General features: G+C 60.0%; 18 protein-coding genes and 2 tRNA genes. 5 read left to right on the forward strand and 15 right to left on the reverse strand.

The window, feature by feature from the left end; translation table 11 throughout:
• Nucleotides 1–130 precede the first annotated feature (130 nt).
• Nucleotides 131–433 carry a hypothetical protein gene (locus J5289_RS16945; protein WP_209184994.1) on the forward strand — a complete coding sequence of 101 codons (303 nt, stop codon included), beginning with the start codon at nt 131–133 and terminating at the stop codon, nt 431–433.
• A gap of 553 nt (nt 434–986) precedes the next feature.
• A complete protein-coding gene (locus tag J5289_RS16950; protein ID WP_209187588.1) occupies nt 987–1769 on the forward strand; it encodes a hypothetical protein in 783 nt (260 codons plus the stop codon).
• 283 nt (nt 1770–2052) lie between these two features.
• On the opposite strand, the gene J5289_RS16955 is transcribed toward J5289_RS16950, so the two are convergent.
• From J5289_RS16955 to J5289_RS17000, 10 genes are all read right to left on the reverse strand, one after another.
• Nucleotides 2053–2128, reverse strand: a tRNA-Phe gene (locus J5289_RS16955).
• A gap of 193 nt (nt 2129–2321) precedes the next feature.
• Nucleotides 2322–2534 carry a DNA gyrase inhibitor YacG gene (gene yacG, locus J5289_RS16960; protein WP_111218937.1) on the reverse strand — a complete coding sequence of 71 codons (213 nt, stop codon included), beginning with the start codon at nt 2532–2534 and terminating at the stop codon, nt 2322–2324.
• A gap of 3 nt (nt 2535–2537) precedes the next feature.
• A complete protein-coding gene (locus J5289_RS16965) occupies nt 2538–3158 on the reverse strand; it encodes a Maf-like protein (RefSeq protein ID WP_111218939.1) in 621 nt (206 codons plus the stop codon).
• Nucleotides 3159–3211: 53 nt separating this feature from the next.
• Nucleotides 3212–3430, reverse strand: a complete 219-nt coding sequence (gene infA / locus J5289_RS16970; protein ID WP_004117876.1) for a translation initiation factor IF-1 — start codon at nt 3428–3430, stop codon at nt 3212–3214.
• A 118-nt stretch (nt 3431–3548) separates the two neighbouring features.
• A complete protein-coding gene (locus J5289_RS16975) occupies nt 3549–4028 on the reverse strand; it encodes a low molecular weight phosphatase family protein (protein ID WP_209184995.1) in 480 nt (159 codons plus the stop codon).
• Nucleotides 4029–4033: 5 nt separating this feature from the next.
• Complete coding sequence (locus J5289_RS16980) at nt 4034–4507, reverse strand: UPF0262 family protein (RefSeq protein WP_142830337.1); 474 nt, start codon at nt 4505–4507, stop codon at nt 4034–4036.
• 3 nt (nt 4508–4510) lie between these two features.
• Nucleotides 4511–5809, reverse strand: coding sequence for a histidinol dehydrogenase (hisD, locus tag J5289_RS16985; protein ID WP_209184996.1), 1299 nt, complete (start codon nt 5807–5809; stop codon nt 4511–4513).
• Between the two features lie 57 nt (nt 5810–5866).
• The gene (locus J5289_RS16990; RefSeq protein ID WP_111218945.1) at nt 5867–6310 is read right to left on the reverse strand and encodes a DUF2948 family protein; all 444 of its coding nucleotides are present in this window, start codon (nt 6308–6310) and stop codon (nt 5867–5869) included.
• Nucleotides 6311–6425: 115 nt separating this feature from the next.
• Entirely contained in the window at nt 6426–7718 is a 1293-nt protein-coding gene (gene murA, locus J5289_RS16995) for a UDP-N-acetylglucosamine 1-carboxyvinyltransferase (protein ID WP_209206445.1), read from the reverse strand.
• Between the two features lie 115 nt (nt 7719–7833).
• A complete protein-coding gene (locus J5289_RS17000) occupies nt 7834–8064 on the reverse strand; it encodes a hypothetical protein (protein ID WP_142830333.1) in 231 nt (76 codons plus the stop codon).
• 153 nt (nt 8065–8217) lie between these two features.
• On the opposite strand from J5289_RS17000, the gene J5289_RS17005 reads away from it, so the two are divergent.
• Nucleotides 8218–8292 (forward strand) — tRNA-Thr (locus J5289_RS17005).
• 72 nt (nt 8293–8364) lie between these two features.
• Here the strand turns inward: J5289_RS17005 and J5289_RS17010 are convergent.
• Complete coding sequence (locus tag J5289_RS17010; protein WP_209184997.1) at nt 8365–9177, reverse strand: glycosyltransferase family 25 protein; 813 nt, start codon at nt 9175–9177, stop codon at nt 8365–8367.
• A 348-nt stretch (nt 9178–9525) separates the two neighbouring features.
• On the opposite strand from J5289_RS17010, the gene J5289_RS17015 reads away from it, so the two are divergent.
• Nucleotides 9526–10572 carry an NAD(P)-dependent alcohol dehydrogenase gene (locus tag J5289_RS17015; RefSeq protein WP_209184998.1) on the forward strand — a complete coding sequence of 349 codons (1047 nt, stop codon included), beginning with the start codon at nt 9526–9528 and terminating at the stop codon, nt 10570–10572.
• A gap of 64 nt (nt 10573–10636) precedes the next feature.
• Here the strand turns inward: J5289_RS17015 and J5289_RS17020 are convergent, their stop codons facing one another.
• On the reverse strand, nt 10637–11839 hold the full coding sequence (locus J5289_RS17020) for a multidrug effflux MFS transporter (protein WP_209184999.1): 1203 nt from the start codon (nt 11837–11839) through the stop codon (nt 10637–10639).
• 151 nt (nt 11840–11990) lie between these two features.
• On the opposite strand from J5289_RS17020, the gene J5289_RS17025 reads away from it, so the two are divergent.
• On the forward strand, nt 11991–12650 hold the full coding sequence (locus J5289_RS17025; protein WP_209185000.1) for a TetR/AcrR family transcriptional regulator: 660 nt from the start codon (nt 11991–11993) through the stop codon (nt 12648–12650).
• A gap of 87 nt (nt 12651–12737) precedes the next feature.
• Here the strand turns inward: J5289_RS17025 and J5289_RS17030 are convergent, their stop codons facing one another.
• The 3 genes from J5289_RS17030 to J5289_RS17040 form a co-directional block, all read right to left on the reverse strand.
• Nucleotides 12738–12959 (reverse strand): helix-turn-helix transcriptional regulator, encoded by a 222-nt coding sequence (locus J5289_RS17030; protein ID WP_142830324.1) that lies wholly within the window; start codon nt 12957–12959, stop codon nt 12738–12740.
• A 225-nt stretch (nt 12960–13184) separates the two neighbouring features.
• Complete coding sequence (locus J5289_RS17035) at nt 13185–16325, reverse strand: efflux RND transporter permease subunit (RefSeq protein WP_209187589.1); 3141 nt, start codon at nt 16323–16325, stop codon at nt 13185–13187.
• Nucleotides 16326–16350: 25 nt separating this feature from the next.
• Nucleotides 16351–17502 carry an efflux RND transporter periplasmic adaptor subunit gene (locus J5289_RS17040; protein ID WP_209206444.1) on the reverse strand — a complete coding sequence of 384 codons (1152 nt, stop codon included), beginning with the start codon at nt 17500–17502 and terminating at the stop codon, nt 16351–16353.
• Nucleotides 17503–17522: the final 20 nt, after the last annotated feature.

Consider the following 17522-nt stretch of genomic DNA (forward strand, 5'->3'; position numbering starts at 1 on the left):
CGGGATGACTACTACCGAATACAAGCCTTGGCAGTCGACTTATTAAACAATGCTGACCGCCCAAACGTAGGAATAGTTTGAAAGCGTTTGATGGATGAGGAAGTATCACTGCCAAGAGGAGCGTGGTGATATGGAAAAACAAGAATCGCAAAGGCGGATGAATATTGTCGTGGAGGAGTGGGACGGCATATTACCGTATTTCGAGGCTTTCTACCTTCACTCGATCATGTATGCAGCAGGTCAAGCTGCGATAGCGTTTGAGGGGTACGAGGGAGCCGTTAAAGAAAATCGATCAGCAGCTATCATATTCTCTGAGGTACAGGAGGGGCTTGCCTATTCCGCAGCGTTGTCAAGATTTTTTTGGCCAGTAAAAAAAAGGGAAATACTCTCTCAGATGCTCGTGGCGCTAAGCTGCGCGTGGCATTCGGATTGAATAATCTTTCGCCACTGAAAAGCCGTGAACTTCGAAATGCATTCGAACACTTCGATGAGGACTTGGACCGGTTCTTGCTGGAGAATGATGTGGGCTATTTCTTTCCCGCACCCATGGTCGACGACCATACGCTCGCGAACGAGGCTTCGGGAAAAATATTTAAGCTTGTTGACCCTGCCCACCACATATGTGTGCTTCTAGGTCGAAAATTCGATTTCAAATCCATTCGCACCGAGGTGACGAAGGTGTTGAACCAAGCTATTGCAAAGGACAATGCAGGTTCAAGACTGACAGACCCGAGAAAACGATAGCGCGAGCAGGCCGCACTTGAACGGTTACAAGATCGCCCCTCGGCAGTCGATAGCCTCTTGCCCCGCGACTAGCCGTGTCGCAAAAAACGACCTCTCTATACCTGTGGGCATGAGCGGCCAAAAACCTTTAGATTTATACACCTACAACTATCTGAAGATAGGCAATAACAAATCGGCTGCCCCCTGAGTTTCATCGCTAGGGTTGTGTTTAATGCATTGATAGCGAACGCTTTAGATCAAACATGGGTATTTTCGTTACGGCCTACGACAAAGAACAGTGCTGGATTTGCGGATCAAAGGACAATCTTACTCGGGAGCATAAGTTCAAAGCCTCTGATATCCGTCGCCACTACGGTCGGCAAAACATGTATGTCGCCCGAGAGGTAGAAGATGGCTTTCAAAGCCTTCATGCCCAAGGGCCGAATTCTAAACATCTTAAATTTGGAAGCGTGATTTGCCATCACTGCAACTCTACGCTGACGCAGGCGTCAGACCGCGCGTACGATCAGTTCGCTCACGTTGTCGGAAGCGAGAGTCATGCGGAAATAGCATGTCTACGCGCCTACGAATATCTAGATAAGATTAGGGAGAGCGAGGAATACCTCAATCTTTTTAGATATTTTGCAAAGCTCCTTGGCTGCCATCTAGCGGATCTCGGCGCTCCGATCCCAACACATTTATCCAAATTCGTGGCACGGGAGATCGATAGAAACTGTATTTGGCTTGGGGTGCAGCCAGATCATGGCTACACCGATATGGTATCCCGCGTGGGTAGCCACGGTCCTTACGTTGCACATGGAGGGCTTATCGTGATCACCAAGAAGCCGAAATTGTTGCCATCGAGATTTCATTCGACCTCTACGGTTGGTCCAATTCAATTCGTGTATTATTACAATCTAACTCTACGCGAGCTATTCGAGATGCGAGTAAGACATCCAAGCTTCATCAAATGGTGTGCTGAATACGCAAACGCGGCAATCGTTAACCCAATACTGGAGGAAAAGCTAAAGCATCTAGGCTTCTGACGGAAATCTAATTGTCCGACTGACACTTAGACCAATCATTGATCTGTCGTGTCATCGCCCGCCGCATCGGCCGCGCTTTTTCTGCGGACAATCACCGGCAACGGTCTCAATCACATTTCAAATTCTTCCATCCGCACCGTAAGATTTTGACCGGTGCCGGAAAACCGGTTTTCCCGAATCTGCGTGTCAAATTATGGGACTTGGGCGTCCGGTTACGCGCCTTTGGCTTCGGAAGCCACATCAGGCACACGCACCACAAAACATTGATTTTGCGAAATAAGAGTGGTGCCCGGAGGCGGATTTGAACCACCGACACGCGGATTTTCAATCCGCTGCTCTACCAACTGAGCTATCCGGGCATACCTGCTTCATCCCGAAGGATTTGCCTCGCTTGAAGGCTTGGGGAGCTTGGTTTTCCCCGGAAGCGTGGGCGTTATAACATCTTGTTCGGCCATGTCCAGCATCAATCGCTACTTTTTCGACAGGAAATGCAAGATCGGCAATTGTTGAACGCCATCAATGCCTTGCCGTTCGTTTCCGACAGGTTTGTGACTATTCCTCGTCCTCGTAGTCGGCCTTCGTCTCGTCGTCGGCAACCGGAATGGCATAGGAACCGCTTAGCCAGCGCGACAGGTCCATCTCTCGGCAGCGGTCCGAACAGAAGGGATAATGTTCGCGCATCGAGGGCCGGCCGCATTCGGCGCAGGCGCGCGGCTTGCGCAGGGGCTCGACCTTGGCGCCGAGCTTAATCTCGTTTTCCGACATGGATCATCCTTCCTGCCAATGGGCGTGAACGTCGAATCCCTCGCCTGAAAGCAGCAGCATGGTCTCGTAGAGCGGCAGCCCGACGACATTCGTGTAGGAGCCGACCAGTTTCTGGACGAAACCGCCAGCCAGCCCCTGAATGGCATAGGCGCCTGCCTTGCCGCGCCATTGACCGGAGGCGAGATAAAATTCCATGTCGTTGCCGGAAAGCCGCTTGAAACGGACCTTCGTCTCGACGACCTTCTGGCGCATCTTGCGATCCGGCGTAATCAGGCAGATCCCGGTATAGACGGTGTGGCTCCGACCCGAGAGCAGGTGCAGCGCCGCCGATGCTTCCTCGACGAATTCGGCCTTCGGCAAAATGCGCCGCCCGACGGCAACCACGGTGTCGGCCGATAGAAGATAGCTGCCCTGCCAGGCGACGTCGCCCTTCAGCGCCGCATAGGCCGCCTCGCCCTTCTCGGCCGAGAGACGACGGGCCAGCGAGCGCGGATGCTCGGCCTTTTTCGGGGTCTCGTCGATATCCATCGGCATGAGGCGCGCGGGTTCGATACCCGCCTGGTGCAGGAGATCAACGCGGCGCGGCGAACCGGAAGCCAGTATCAACGAATGTTTCAGCGCCATAAAACCTCGACGTCAGCGGGAAGACGGGGGAGCCGGCGTCAGAACCCGCCGGACTACTTGAAGCGGTAGGTGATGCGGCCCTTGGTCAGATCGTAGGGAGTCATTTCCACCAGAACCTTGTCGCCAGCCAGAACGCGGATACGGTTCTTGCGCATGCGGCCCGCCGTGTGGGCGATGATTTCGTGTTCGTTTTCGAGCTTGACGCGGAACGTTGCGTTCGGCAGCAATTCGGTCACGACACCGGGAAATTCGAGGACTTCTTCTTTAGGCATGTAAGACGGTTCTTCCTGTCGTTTGACGCCGGGGCTGATGCCGCCGGAAAATTTGCGCGGAAACTACACAATCGACGCGGTCTTGTGAACCTCGTTGATCAGGCTTTCTGCATTTGTTTCATGCCGATTGCGCGGCAATTCCATTTCGCCGGGCCAGCCGGCTGTCGATCAGCCCGTACAGATGGTCGCGCACGCCACGATAGGCTTCGACGATCTGTTCGCGCGTTCCGGATATAACCGTTGGATCGAAGGTTGGCCAGTAGATGACCTCGACCGCCTGCGACCGCGTCAGTTCTAGCGCCGTGTGGTGGGCTTCCGGCGAGAGCGTGATGATCAGATCGAAGAAGTCGTCTTCCAGCTGCTCCAGCGTTTGCGGCTGGTGGCGACCAAGATCGAGGCCTATTTCGTCGAGCACCGCATCCACGAAGGCATTCCGCTCGCCGGCCCTAACGCCAGCCGACATGATATAGGTGCCCGATGGCAGAATGCTACGGGCGATGGCTTCCGCCATGGGCGAGCGGATCGAGTTCATCCCGCACATGAACAGCACGGCCTTGGGCGTGTGGCTTGGCGTCGGAAAGCGATCCTGCGTTTCCATGGCGCTTAACCCCGCCAGTAGAGAACGCAGACGAGCGTGAAAAGCCGTCGCGATGTGTTGAAGTCGATGTCGATCTTGCCTTTCAAGCGGTCGCTCAGCGTCTGCGACCCTTCGTTGTGGATACTGCGGCGACCCATGTCGATGGCCTCGATACGGCTCGGCGTCGCCGACCGGATCGCCTCGTAGTAGCTCTCGCAGACCAGGAAGTAGTCCTTGACGATACGCCGGAATGGCGTCAGCGACAGGATATGCGTGGCAACCTGGGGCTCGCCTTCGGCACTGATATCCAGCACCAGCTTGGAATCCAGCAACGACAGTTTCAGGCTGTAGGGCCCACCGGCATGACCGATGGGCTGGAAGAAATTTTCCTCGACGAGGTCGAAGATGGCAACGGCGCGCTCGTGTTCGACGTCAGGGCTAGCGCGGCCGATCGTATCGTCGAGGACCACATCGGTCAGCCGGAAGTCGCCCGCCGCCATCGCCTAGCCTTCGAGGTTGAGCCGGATCGCCACCGAGCGGGCATGAGCATCGAGACCTTCGGAATTGGCAAGCGCGATGGCCGCCGGCCCGAGCGCCCGCAGCTGTTCGGCCCCGAGCTTCAGCACCGAGGTGCGCTTCATGAAGTCAAGCACCGAAAGGCCGGATGAAAAGCGCGCCGAGCGGGCAGTCGGCAGCACGTGGTTGGAGCCACCGACATAATCGCCGATAACCTCAGGCGTGTGCTTCCCGATAAAGATGGCGCCGGCGTTGCGGATGCCGAGCATCAGCGCGTCGGGATCGTCGACCGCAAGCTCCAGATGTTCGGCAGCGATGCGGTTGGCGAGCGGGATCGCGTCTGCGAGGCTCTCGACGATGATGATGGCGCCGAAATCCCGCCAGCTCGCCGCTGCGGTCTCGGCGCGGCCAAGCGACTTCAGCTGCCGCTCGACAGCCTGTTCGACGGACTTGGCAAGCAGAGGATTATCGGTAATCAGGATCGACTGGGCACCCCGGTCGTGTTCCGCCTGGGCAAGAAGGTCGGCCGCGATCCAGTCGGGATTGTTATCCTTGTCGGCAATGACCAGCACTTCGGAAGGACCGGCGATCATGTCGATGCCGACGGTACCGAACACATGGCGCTTGGCGGCCGCCACATAGGCGTTGCCCGGCCCGGTGATTTTGGCGACCGGCGCAATCGTCTCCGTGCCATAGGCGAGTGCCGCGACTGCCTGCGCGCCGCCGACGCGGTAGATTTCCTCGACACCGGCCATGCGGGCAGCAGCCAGCACGGCGGGATTGACCACGCCCTCCTTCGCCGGCACCACCATGACGACACGCTCGACACCGGCGACCTTGGCCGGGATGGCATTCATCAGCACCGAGCTCGGGTAGCTTGCCGTGCCACCGGGCACGTAAATGCCGACCGCCTCGATCGCCGTCCAGCGCGAGCCGAGCACGACACCGAGTTCGTCTTCATAGCTGTCATCGCGCGGCAGTTGGCGGCGATGGTGCGACTCGATGCGTACGGCGGCAACCTTCAGCGCGCCCAGCACTTCCGATGGCACCTCTGCGATCGCAGCATCGATTTCCTCCGAAGTCACCCGCATCGGCGTCGCATCGAAATCGATACCGTCGAAGCGGACGGAATATTCCATCAACGCAACATCGCCACGCGCCCGAACGTCGGCGATGATGTCGCGGACGACGGCGTTCACATCCTCGGACACTTCCCGCTTCGTGGTCAGGAATGCCGCGAACTGCGCCTCGAAACCTTCCGCCGCCTGCTCAAGCCAGATCGCCAATGCCGATATCCTTTGCTTTCAAAAACCGCCGCAGCGGCAAGAACCAGTCTCTGCCACTCAGGCAGCGTCGTCGGGATGCGTCGGTTTCTTGGCCGTTTCCCATGCGCCGCCGATATCGGCCAGCTGCACTTCGATGCATTCCACGTCGAGCGCCAACGTGGCGTTGCCGGCAAGCGTCAGTTCGATCGTGCCATCCGGCCCCTCGCCCTTCTGCTCGAAGCGAATGGCCAGAAGCGAAAGCACCGTCTCGCGCCTACGGCGGTCGATGCCCAGCGTCCGCACGGCCAGCACCCGCTTGAACACGAGCGCCGCGCGATGGCGCTGATAGCCCTTGGCCTTGCCATCTGCCTTTTCCCAGTCGAAGCGGTTTGCCGTCAGGGAAAACTGCAGGCCGCGCGGCTCATAGGCCATGTCGCCGACCTTGAAGACGGCGTCCTGCATATGGGCAGAAACAACCGCCAGGTCTTCGCCATCGAGCGCCACAAGCTTCAGATCTGCCATGCCTTAGTTCCCCACATCGTCAGCCGCCACATCCAGCGGCCCGTTCCACCCCGAGATAGGGTGCCTGGGGCTTGGACGCAACGGCAGATGCGGCTCCCGGCAACGCTTTCAGGGCCTATTCGCTGAGCCGTTCGACGATGGCGCCGCAGCGCGTAAGCTTCTCTTCCAGCCGCTCGAAGCCACGGTCGAGATGGTAGACGCGCGAAACGACGGTTTCGCCTTCTGCGGCAAGCCCGGCAATCACCAGCGACACGGAGGCACGAAGGTCCGTCGCCATGACAGGCGCACCGCGCAGCCGCTCGACACCCTCGATCTTCGCCGTTTGGCCGGACAGCGAGATCCTTGCGCCGAGACGGGCAAGCTCCTGAACGTGCATGAATCGGTTTTCGAAAATCGTCTCCGTGATGTGCGCCGTGCCGGATGCCCGCGTCATCAGCGCCATGAACTGCGCCTGCAGATCTGTCGGGAAGCCCGGGAACGGGTCGGTGACGATATCGACCGGCCGGATGCCGCCGCCGTTGCGGCGCACGCGCATGCCGTTGTTGGTCGGCGTGATCTCGGCGCCGGCGCGACGCAAGGTTTCGAGCGCCGTCTCGAGCAGCGACATGTCGGTATTTTCAAGCGTGACGTCGCCGCCGGCCATCGCAACCGCCATGGCATAGGTGCCGGTCTCGATACGGTCTGGCAGCACGCGGTGGCGGGCGCCAGAGAGGGATGTGACGCCATCGATGGTGATGGTCGAGGTGCCGGCGCCGGAAATCTTGGCGCCCATGGCGATAAGGCAGTTGGCGAGATCGACGACCTCAGGCTCGCGGGCGGCATTGCCGATGACCGTGGTGCCGCGCGCAAGCGTTGCCGCCATCATCATCACATGAGTAGCGCCGACGGATACCTTCGGGAACGTGTACTTGGCACCGATCAGGCCGCCCTTCGGGGCGGTAGCGTTGATGTAACCGGCATCGATATCCATGTTGGCGCCGAGCGCCTGCAGGGATTCGATGAACAGGTCGACCGGCCGCGTGCCGATGGTGCAGCCGCCCGGCAGCGATACGCGTGCCTGGCCTTCGCGGGCGAGCAGCGGCCCGAGCACCCAGAAGCTGGCGCGCATCTTCGAGACCAGCTCGTAGTGCGCCGTGGTATCGACGATCGTCCGGCAGGTGAAATGGATCGTGCGGGAATAGGCGACGTCCTGACGCTCGCGCCGGCCGTTGACCGAGACGTCGACGCCGTGGTTGCCGAGAATGCGCAGCAGCAGTTCGACATCGGCCAGGTGAGGCACGTTTTCGAGCGTCAGTGTGTCGCTCGTCAGGAGCGACGCAATCATCAGCGGCAATGCGGCATTCTTGGCGCCGGAAATCGGAATGACGCCATTGAGCTCATTGCCGCCGACAATCCTGATACGATCCATGTGCGATTACGGGCGAACCCGCCTTTCTGAAATCTTGATGCCTTGCAGAGGAAGGCGGTGTTTAAAGGAAATCGGTCGCCGCTTCAATTCGTTTGCGGCGTGTAAGACCTAATCATTACAATTCGTCCATTTTTGCGGCAGGCAGGCCATCCGTCTCGTCAGCCTCGCCGGCGCGCCGTGCGCGCACCTGCTGCTTGCGGCGAGAAAGATTCTCCTTCAGCTTGGCAGCCGCCCTCGCCCGCCGCCGATCCGCTTCGCTGAGCAAGGGCTGCTGCGGTTTAAGCAAGGGGCCATCTGCGACCGTGGCACTCGTGCCGCCACCACTACTTTGTTCGTCTTCGTTCATGTCTGCCTTGATAGCGCAGATGACGATATTTCAAAAGCCACGCCGACGTTTTCCCGTGCTTGTTTCAAGAAGATGGATTTTGCGGCTTGCGCTTGCCGATCAGCTATGGCAATAGCCGCTTCGCCCGATACGGCGCATCCGCTGCGCCACGATGCTGCTATAGCTCAGGGGTAGAGCACTCCCTTGGTAAGGGAGAGGCCTGGGGTTCAAATCCCCATAGCAGCACCATTTTCCCAAACGATATTGCCGCCTCATCCATCACAGATAGACACATTGCGTCGATCGGCCGCGTGAAAGCGCCTAACTATCTGCCTGCGTCGGCACCGCAGCGGATTGGTACCAGCGCGTCTGCGCCCTGGATCGAGGGACGAGCACGTAGGCGAGGCGCCGGAAGAAATCGACGGTGCGGAAAAGATGGGCCGGAAGGCGCTTCCAGGCAGACAGCTTGGCCGCGCGGTAGTCCCGGCGACGGCCGATCATCGTTTCGCGTTGTGATTTGTTGAAGCCGACGAGATTGGTCTTGCTGGAAAAAACCGAAATATCCATATCCCACCCTCGCTCGATGGCGACGTCCCATGGCAAGGACATGACCGCGAGCGACTGGGCTATTTTCTCTGCACCGCGCCGCGTCACCAGATAGCAAGCCGTGGACCCCTGGGGTCCGAACAGGCAGCGGCCGATAGTGTCACCACGTTCGCTGCGGGCGTGGAAACGGAAGCCTTTCCAGCGGTGATTGACGAGCTTGATCATGTCGGCGCCGGGCACAGCACGGCTGGCGGCCAATGCCCTCGCAATGAATTCACCATCAAGCGCAATATCGTCCTCGATGATCACGGCCGCCTCGTTGCCGCTTGCGATAAACTGGCGTAGCGCCAGCAGGTGGCTTCGGTAGCAGCCGTACTCGCCCGGAAGAATACGCCTGCCATGACGGTTACCGAAGCGCTTCTGGTCGACGTCGACCCATTGCGCCTCTGGCACCAACAACCCGTCGACGCCCTCCACAAGCTCTATGGCGATGCCGAGTTCACGGCCGCGAGAGCAAACTTCCTGCAGTCTCTCCTTCGCCCGAGCGATATTGATGAGATAAACCGGAAGAGGCTGCAGGGTGGACATAAATGGCCTCGGTACGCGTAAATGAAGGTGGACAGAACCGGATGCGCTCAGATCACGCAACCATCCTACGAATCGATCAGGCGGGCTTAGTGCAGGGCACAGTTAAGAACTCGGCCGCTCCATAACAAGCTGGCGGCGAGACCGCCACCCTCACACTTTGTTGTTCAAAGCCACTGAATTTTGTTATCCCGGCAAGGTCGCTGTCAGCACAGATTGCAAAACCCAAACGCCCGTTTGAACAAACCGCTTTCCCTTTCTATAGTCGCCTCGAACGGACATTCCAATGTCGTCCCTTCCGCTACCCTGGCGGCAGAAGCGACGACCCTATCGACAACGGAGGAGAAGACGATGACGAAGATGCGTGCGCTGGTTCTCGAGCGCCAGCACGAACTGGCCTTACGCGACATAGACCTGCCGCAGGAAGTCGGCGCCGGACAGGTGAAGATCAAGATCCACACGGTCGGTGTCTGCGGCTCCGATGTCCACTACTACACCCATGGTCGGATTGGCGGCTTCATCGTCAATGCACCGATGGTGCTGGGACACGAGGCAGCCGGCACGGTGGTCGAGATCGGCGCCGGCGTGACCCACCTCAAGATCGGCGATCGCGTCTGCATGGAACCGGGTATCCCCGATGCCAATTCCCGCGCCAGCCGGCTTGGCATGTATAATGTCGATCCCGCCGTCGTCTTCTGGGCGACCCCGCCGGTCCATGGCGTTCTGACGCCCTATGTGGTTCACCCGGCCAATTATACCTTCAAGCTGCCTGACAATGTCTCGTTTGCCGAAGGCGCCATGGTCGAACCATTCGCCGTCGGCATGCAGGCGGCAAGCAAGGCGCGCATCGCGCCTGGCGATACCGCAGTCGTGCTCGGCGCCGGCCCCATCGGGACAATGGTGGCAATTGCAGCGCTTGCCGGCGGCTGCTCGCGCGTCATCGTCGCCGATCTCGCCCAGCCGAAGCTCGACATCGCCGCGCAATATCAGGGGATCATTCCCGTCAACATCCGCGAGACGAAGCTGCTCGACGAATTGAACAGGTTGACGGACGGCTGGGGAGCGGATGTCGTGTTCGAATGCTCGGGCTCACCAAAGGCCTGGGAGACGATCATGGAACTGCCACGTCCTGGAGGCGCAATCGTTGCCGTCGGCCTGCCGGTTGCACCTGTTGCCATCGACGTCTCGATCGCTACCACCAAGGAGGTGCGGATCGAGACGGTGTTCCGCTATGCGCACCAGTATGACCGTGCCATCGCCCTGATCGGCTCCGGCCGCGTAGACCTGAAGCCTCTGATTTCCGAGACTTTCGGCTTCGAACAATCCATTCAGGCGTTCGAGCGCGCCGCAGAAGGCCGGCCCAGCGACGTCAAGCTGCAGATTGTCATGGACCAATAGGAGAAAGCCAAAATGCCCGCACGACATCCGTGCGGGCATTTGCAGAGAGGCGCTTAAAAGCCTGCTATTCGGCGGCCGCTTTGACGCCGCTGGCGTGTCGACCCATCGTCAGCTGTGCAAGCAGGAATGCAGTGACTGCAGCGCAGGCGATGGCTACCGTCATCGGCACGGCTGTTCCGTTGGCAAACAGGCTGGCCAGCACCATCGCAATCGCGCCGGTGGTGAACTGCAGCGTGCCCATCAGCGCCGAGGCCGTGCCGGCGATGGCACCATGCTCCTCGAGTGCGAGCACCGCCGTCGTCGGGATGACAAGACCGAGAAATCCAAATCCGACGAACAGAAGGACAACCAGCACCGGAAGTTGCTCGAAGCCGAGGCTCATCGCTGCGACCAGAGCCACCATCGACGCAGCAAAGCCCGTAACGGCGAAGCGCATGACACGCACAAGCCCATAACGCTGGCCAAGCCGGCCCGTCAGTTGCGACACCGCAAAGAACGACACCGCGTTGACGGAGAAGGCAAAGCTGTATTCGGTCGGTGTCAGCCCATAGTGGTTGATCAGCACGAAGGGCGAGTTGGCGAGATAGACCAGGAAGCTGGAAATGCCGAAACTGCCGATGAGGGACAGCGTCATGAACGTCCGATCTCCGAGCAGATAGACATAGGCCGCCATCGCGCTGCGGAAACTGCTGCCGGCGCGGTCTTCTCTGGAGCGGGTTTCGGAAAGCTGCGTCGAGAGCAGGACCAGGCCAATGAAGGCAGCGATGGTCACAGCCCAGAAGACACCGCGCCAGCCGAAGAAGGCAATGACCGCGCTGCCGGTCAGGGGCGCCAGGATTGGCGATATGCTGAACACCAGCATCAGCAGCGACATAAGCCGCGCCGCCTGCACACCGACATGCATGTCGCGGACAACCGCCCGTGGCACCACCATGCCGGCGGCACCGCCGATGCCCTGAAGGAAGCGGAAGGCGATCAGCATTTCGATACTGGTAGCCAGAGCGCAGCCGATGCTGGCGACGGCAAACAGACCGATGCCGATATAAAGTGGTGCCTTACGGCCGTACATGTCGGCCAGCGGACCGTAGAGCAGTTGAAATGCAGCGAAGGGAATGAAGAAGGCAAGCAGGCTCATCTGAACCAGATTGTCCGGCGCACCGAGGTCATGGCCAATGGATGGCAGCGCCGGCAGGTACATGTCGATGGCAAAAGGCCCGATTGCTGACAAAAGGCCAAGAATCAGCGCGATGCGAAAGAAGGGTGTCATGGGGCGAATACTCTCGAAAATTGGATATGGGCCGATTTCGCTGGAAGCGCGGTAACGGATGCCGGATGCAGTATAGCCCGGTCACATTTTGGACACTGGTGTCAAATTAGACAGACTTGTCTAAAACGTCAATGCGACTTACTCTCCGATCATGACAAATGCGCGAACTGCACCACCGCAAACCATTTCAGACGTCCGGCGTGGGCTTTCGACCAAGCGGGTCTCCGTTCTCACGGCTGCAACAGAGGTTTTCTGCCGCGAAGGTTTTTCCGGAGCCTGCATTGATGAAATCGCCGAGCAGGCCGGTGTGTCGCGCCAGACGATCTACAACCACTACCGCGATAAGGAAGCACTCTTTGTCGCCATCGTCGAAGACATCACGGCGCGCACCGGAGAGGCGCTTTCATCGACGATCGCCACCTTTCCAGACATGCCAGCCGACATAGAGACGGAAATGACAGCGTTGGTGTCCCTGCTGGTGCGCAACTGCCTCTGCAACCGCGATGGTCGCTTTATGCGCAAGCTGCTGCAATCCGAGGGCGAGCGGTATCCGCAGTTGTTCGCGACGTGGCGCCAAAAGGGCTCGGGCTTGCCGGCCGAGGCGGTCTCTGGCCTTTTCACGCGCATCGCCAAAGCGGGTCTACTGGATATCGACGATGCAGACCTAGCGGCCCGGCAATTTCTGGCGCTCATCCATGCAGACTTGCAGACGACCACCTTGTTCGGCGGCATTCCCGAAGATGAGGATGTGGCGCGAGCAGCCCGCAACGCCGTGCGTACATTTCTCCGCGCCTACTCCGTACCGGCATAAGGCCGCAGTCCGGCTTGAGGTAGGGTAGAAAATAAGGCGCCCATATCGTCGTCACATCGACGAGGATACATCAGGCGCCTGAAAGCATCAGGCGTCCGGCAAGTCGATTTTCAGGGCAGATGCAATTCGCTTGATTTTGAGCGGATCAGTGTCGGTGCCGGCCTCTATGGCGACGATTTCGTCAACTGTCAGTCCAACTGTCTCGGCCAGATCGTCGACGCTGTAGCCGAATGAGCCGCGCGTAATGCGAATTCGCGTTCCGACATCGGCGAGCTGGGCGGACGGTGTGTCATGGATGGGGTTGGACATGGAGTTCTCCTTCGCCGCCGGTGATCGTACTCGACCGCTGGCGACATCGTTTACCAATGCCGACCCTCTTTATTGCCGCAATATCGAATCGGCAAGCAGAATTGCTGCAGAGCACAAAAGGATTGCCCGCCGGTTAACCGGGCCGCCATCGTCCCCAATGTCACCCCGGTTCACCGAATGACGAGGAAAACAACGCCTCTAGACGCTGTTAAAACCAGGCGAAGCCTACTCCGCAGCCATTGCCGGCGGCATCGGTTGTTGCTGTTCGTCCACCGTCCCGGCCTCGTTCTTGCCGGCCTTTAATTTCGGCTCCTTGCCGAAGAACAGGGCATAGGCGGCGGGCAAGACGATGATCGTCAGGACAGTAGCCACCAGGATACCGCCCATCATCGCATAGGCGAGCGGCCCCCAGAACACGCCGCGCGAGATCGGGATCAGAGCCAGAACGGCGGTGAGCGCGGTTAGCATGATCGGCCGGAAGCGACGCACGGCTGAGCCGATGATCGCCTCCTGACGCTCCATGCCAGCAGCGATATCCTGATCGATCTGGTCGATGAGGATGATCGAGTTGCGGATGATGATACCGAGCAGCGCGATGACACCGAGGATGGCAACGAACCCGAACGGCGCACCGCTGATCAGGAGCGCAGCCGCAGCGCCGATGATGCCGAGCGGTCCAGTCGCCAGCACCAGCATCGCCTTGCCGAAGTGCTGCAGCTGGATCATCAGGAGCACGACGATAACGAGCAGCATGATCGGTGCCTTGGCGGCAATGGAGGCCTGACTTTCCGCCGCATCCTCGGTACCGCCCTGCACCTCGATCTGATAGCCGGGCGGTAGGCTGTCGCGGAGCGGCTTCAGGTCGGCGTAGAGTTTTGTCGTCACGTCGTTTGCCTGCACATCGTCGGGCAGCGTAGCCCGCACCGTGATCGTCGGTAGGCGGTCGCGGCGCCATTCCAGTCCCAGTGTCATGGTCGGCACGACCTTTGCCACCTGCGACAGCGGCACGAAACCGCCGGCATCGCTCGGCACGGAGATGGAATTGACCGCCGACAGCAGATGCCGATTGGCTTCCGGCTCGCGTGCCACGATCGACACGGTCTCTTCGCCTTCGCGGAAGTCGCCGAGCGAGGCCCCCGTGACGGCAGCGGCCAGCACCTGGCGAATGCGCTGCGACGTGACGCCGAGGGCCCGTGCCCGATCCTGATCGATCACCAGGCGCATTTCGGGCACCGGCTCGAGCCAGTCGTCGTGGATCGCACCCATGCGGGGATCGGCGGCGAAACGCTGCTTCACCTGGTCGGCGATACGACGAACCTGGAGACGGTCGGGGCCAAGCACCCGCATCTGCACGGGCCAGCCAGTCGGCGGACCGAGGAACAGCCGGTCGACCTTGGCGCGGATGTCAGGGAAGTCGGCGGCGAGAATGCCGCGCAGCTTGACGATCAGCCGCTCGCGAGCGGGTTCATCGTTGGCAAGCACAAGCAATTGCGCGAAATTCGGATTGATAAGCTGCTGGTCGAGCGGCAGGAAAAAGCGCGGCGCGCCCTCGCCGATATAGCTGGCAACAAACCGCTTGTCCTTGTCGTCGGCAATCCGGGCCTCCAGCGCCGCCGCCTGCTTTTCAACCTCGGTGATGCTGGTACCCTCGGGAAGCCAGAGGTCGACAAGGATCTCAGGCCGCGACGATTGCGGGAAGAAATTCTGCGGAATGAACTGGAAGGCCCAGAGACTGGTGCCGAAGGTCAGCAGCATCAACGCCAGCACGATGATCCGATGCCGCACGGCCCAGCCGACAGTGCCGCGCAGGCGACGGTAGAAGCGGGTATCGAAGACGTCGTGATGGCTGCCCGCATGATGCCGCTGCTTGAGGATCATGTAGCCGAGCCACGGTGTGAAATAGACGGCGACGAACCAGGACGTCACCAGCGCGATGCCGACCACATAGAACAGGGTGCGGACATACTCGCCGGCGGTAGACGCTGCAAAGCCGACCGGGATGAAACCTGCCGTGGTGATCAGCGTTCCTGTCAGCATCGGGAATGCGGTTGATGTATAGGCAAAGCTGGCGGCGTCGAGCTTGACCATGCCCTCCTCCAGCTTGCGCTCCATCAACTCGACGACGATCATGGCATCGTCGACCAGAAGGCCCAGCGCGATGATGAGGGCACCCAGCGAAATGCGCTGCAGGTCGATGCCGAATTCGTACATGATGGCAAAGGTCGCGGCCAGCACCAGCGGAATGGCGATGGCAATCACCAGACCCGAGCGCCAGCCGATAGACACGAAGGAGACGATCAGCACGATGACAAGCGCCTCACCCAGCGCATGCATGAACTCGCTGACCGCGTCGGTGACGACATCGGGCTGGTTGGCGATCTGGTCGACGGCAACACCGAGGGGCAGCGACGATTCGAACCGCTGGTAGACGGCATCGACGGAATGACCGACGTCGGTGACCTTATAGCCTTTGGCCATGACCACGCCGACCTGTACGCTCTCATGGCCGTTATATTTGAATTTGGCCGTGTAGGGGTCCTGCAGCCCCGCATAGACGGTGGCAATGTCGCCGAGACGCGTCACCTGGTTTCCGGCCTTCAACCTCAACTCACGGATATCTTCGATCTTCCTGACATCGCCCTCGACGGAAATACGCACCGACCTCAAGCCGGTATCGACGGAGCCGGCCGAATCGACGCTGTTCTGGCCCGTGACGGCAGCACGAAGGGTATCGAGCGTTAGTCCGCGCTCGGCCAGCGCCTTCGACGAGACGTCGATGTAGATTCTCTCCGGCTGGTCGCCGATGATCACCGCTTTTTCGACGCCCGGCACGGTCAGCAGCATGTCCCGCGCCTGGATGGCGAACTTCTTCAGCTCCGGATAGCTGTAGCCGGTGCCGCTGATCGAATGGAGCGTGATGAAGGTGTCGCCGAATTCATCGTTGAAATAGGGTCCGAGGAGGCCCGACGGCAGCTCGCTCTGGATATCGCCGACCTTCTTGCGCACCTGATAGAAAGCGTCGTTCACCTCGGCCGCGTTGGTGTCGCCCTTGACCTGGACAGTGATGATGGCGCTGCCGGCGCGGGTGTAGGATTTTACCCAGTCGAGATGCGGCGTCTCCTGCAGCTTGCGCTCGATCTTGTTGACCACCTGGTCTTCCATCTCGTCGATCGACGCACCGGGCCAGACGGCCTGCACCACCATGACGCGGAAGGTAAAGTCGGGATCTTCCTTCTGGCCCATGTGGGTCAGGCCGAGGGCTCCGGCGATGATGATCAGCCCGAACAGGAAGCGGGCGATACTCGGATGGCCGATTGCCCAGCGCGAGAGATTGAATGGCTGCTTGGGTTCAGTGGGTGTGGTCATCATCTTCATCCGCTTTCGAGTGCGATCAGCGCATGACGGCCGCAGACGCAGCAGCGTCTACAGGCTCTGCGGCGGCGGCCTGCTGCCCACTGCCATCGGGTAGCTTGACCTGCATGTTTTCGGCCATGAACTGCGTGCCTGCGGCGACGACGAGATCGCCGGCTTTCAGGCCATCGGAGACCCGGACGCCGACCCCGGTAAACTCGGCAAGCCTGACGTCCTGCGCATGCACGGTGGCCGTTGTCCTGTCGACCAGCCAGACGACCTTGCGACCGTCCTTCTCGGCAAGCGCACTGAGCGGTATGGACACGAAAGGCACGGCGTTTTCCGCTGTCGCCTCGACGGTAGAAGTCATCCCGAGAAGCACGCGCGGGTCGTTCGGCAGGCTGACCCGGACTGAGAACGTGCGCGATTGGGTATCGGCGCTGCCGGAAACCTCGCGCACCTTGCCATCGAATACGAGGCCGTCGTTCGCCCAGAAACGCGCCTTGACCGTCTTGCCGACGCTGAACTGGCCAACATCGGTTTCCGGCACGGCAATAGCGACTTCCTTCTCTCCGTCGACCGCAACGGTGATCACCGGCGTGCCAGTGCTGACCACCTGGCCGACATCGGCATTGACGGCGGTGACGATGCCATTGAGATCCGATGCGAGACTGGCATAGGCGACCTGGTTCTTGGCCTCATCGAGCGACGAGATGGCCGAATCGCGCGTTGCGACGGCCTGGTCGTAAGCCAGCTGTGCCTGCTCGAGTTGCGACTTCGAGGAGACGTTCTTATCGAACAGCTGCTGGGCGCGATCGCGAGAAAGCGTTGCGGTCTGGACCTGCTTCTCGGCGGAAAGACGATCCGCCTCTGCACGCTTGACCGCCAATGCGTAGTCCGTGGCATCGATTTTCGCCAGCACGTCGCCCGGCTTGACACGCTGACCGATATCGACACGACGCTCGACGATCTTGCCGCTGACGCGAAAGCCGAGATTCATCTCGGTGCGGGCCCGCACGGAGCCGGAATAATCCAGTGTCCGCGTTGTTTCCGCCTTGGCAATCTCGACGACCTTGACGGGGCGGATGACCGGCTTGGTCTCGGCCTGCTTCTCGTTGCAGCCGGAAATGACAGCCGCAGCCACGAGGAGGACAAAGGCGGATGAAAGGCGCAGTTTGATTGGCGAAATCATGATCGCACTCCTCGGGTCGA

Origin of the sequence: Rhizobium sp. B230/85 (assembly GCF_019355735.1) — a bacterium.
Classification (GTDB): domain Bacteria; phylum Pseudomonadota; class Alphaproteobacteria; order Rhizobiales; family Rhizobiaceae; genus Rhizobium; species Rhizobium rhododendri.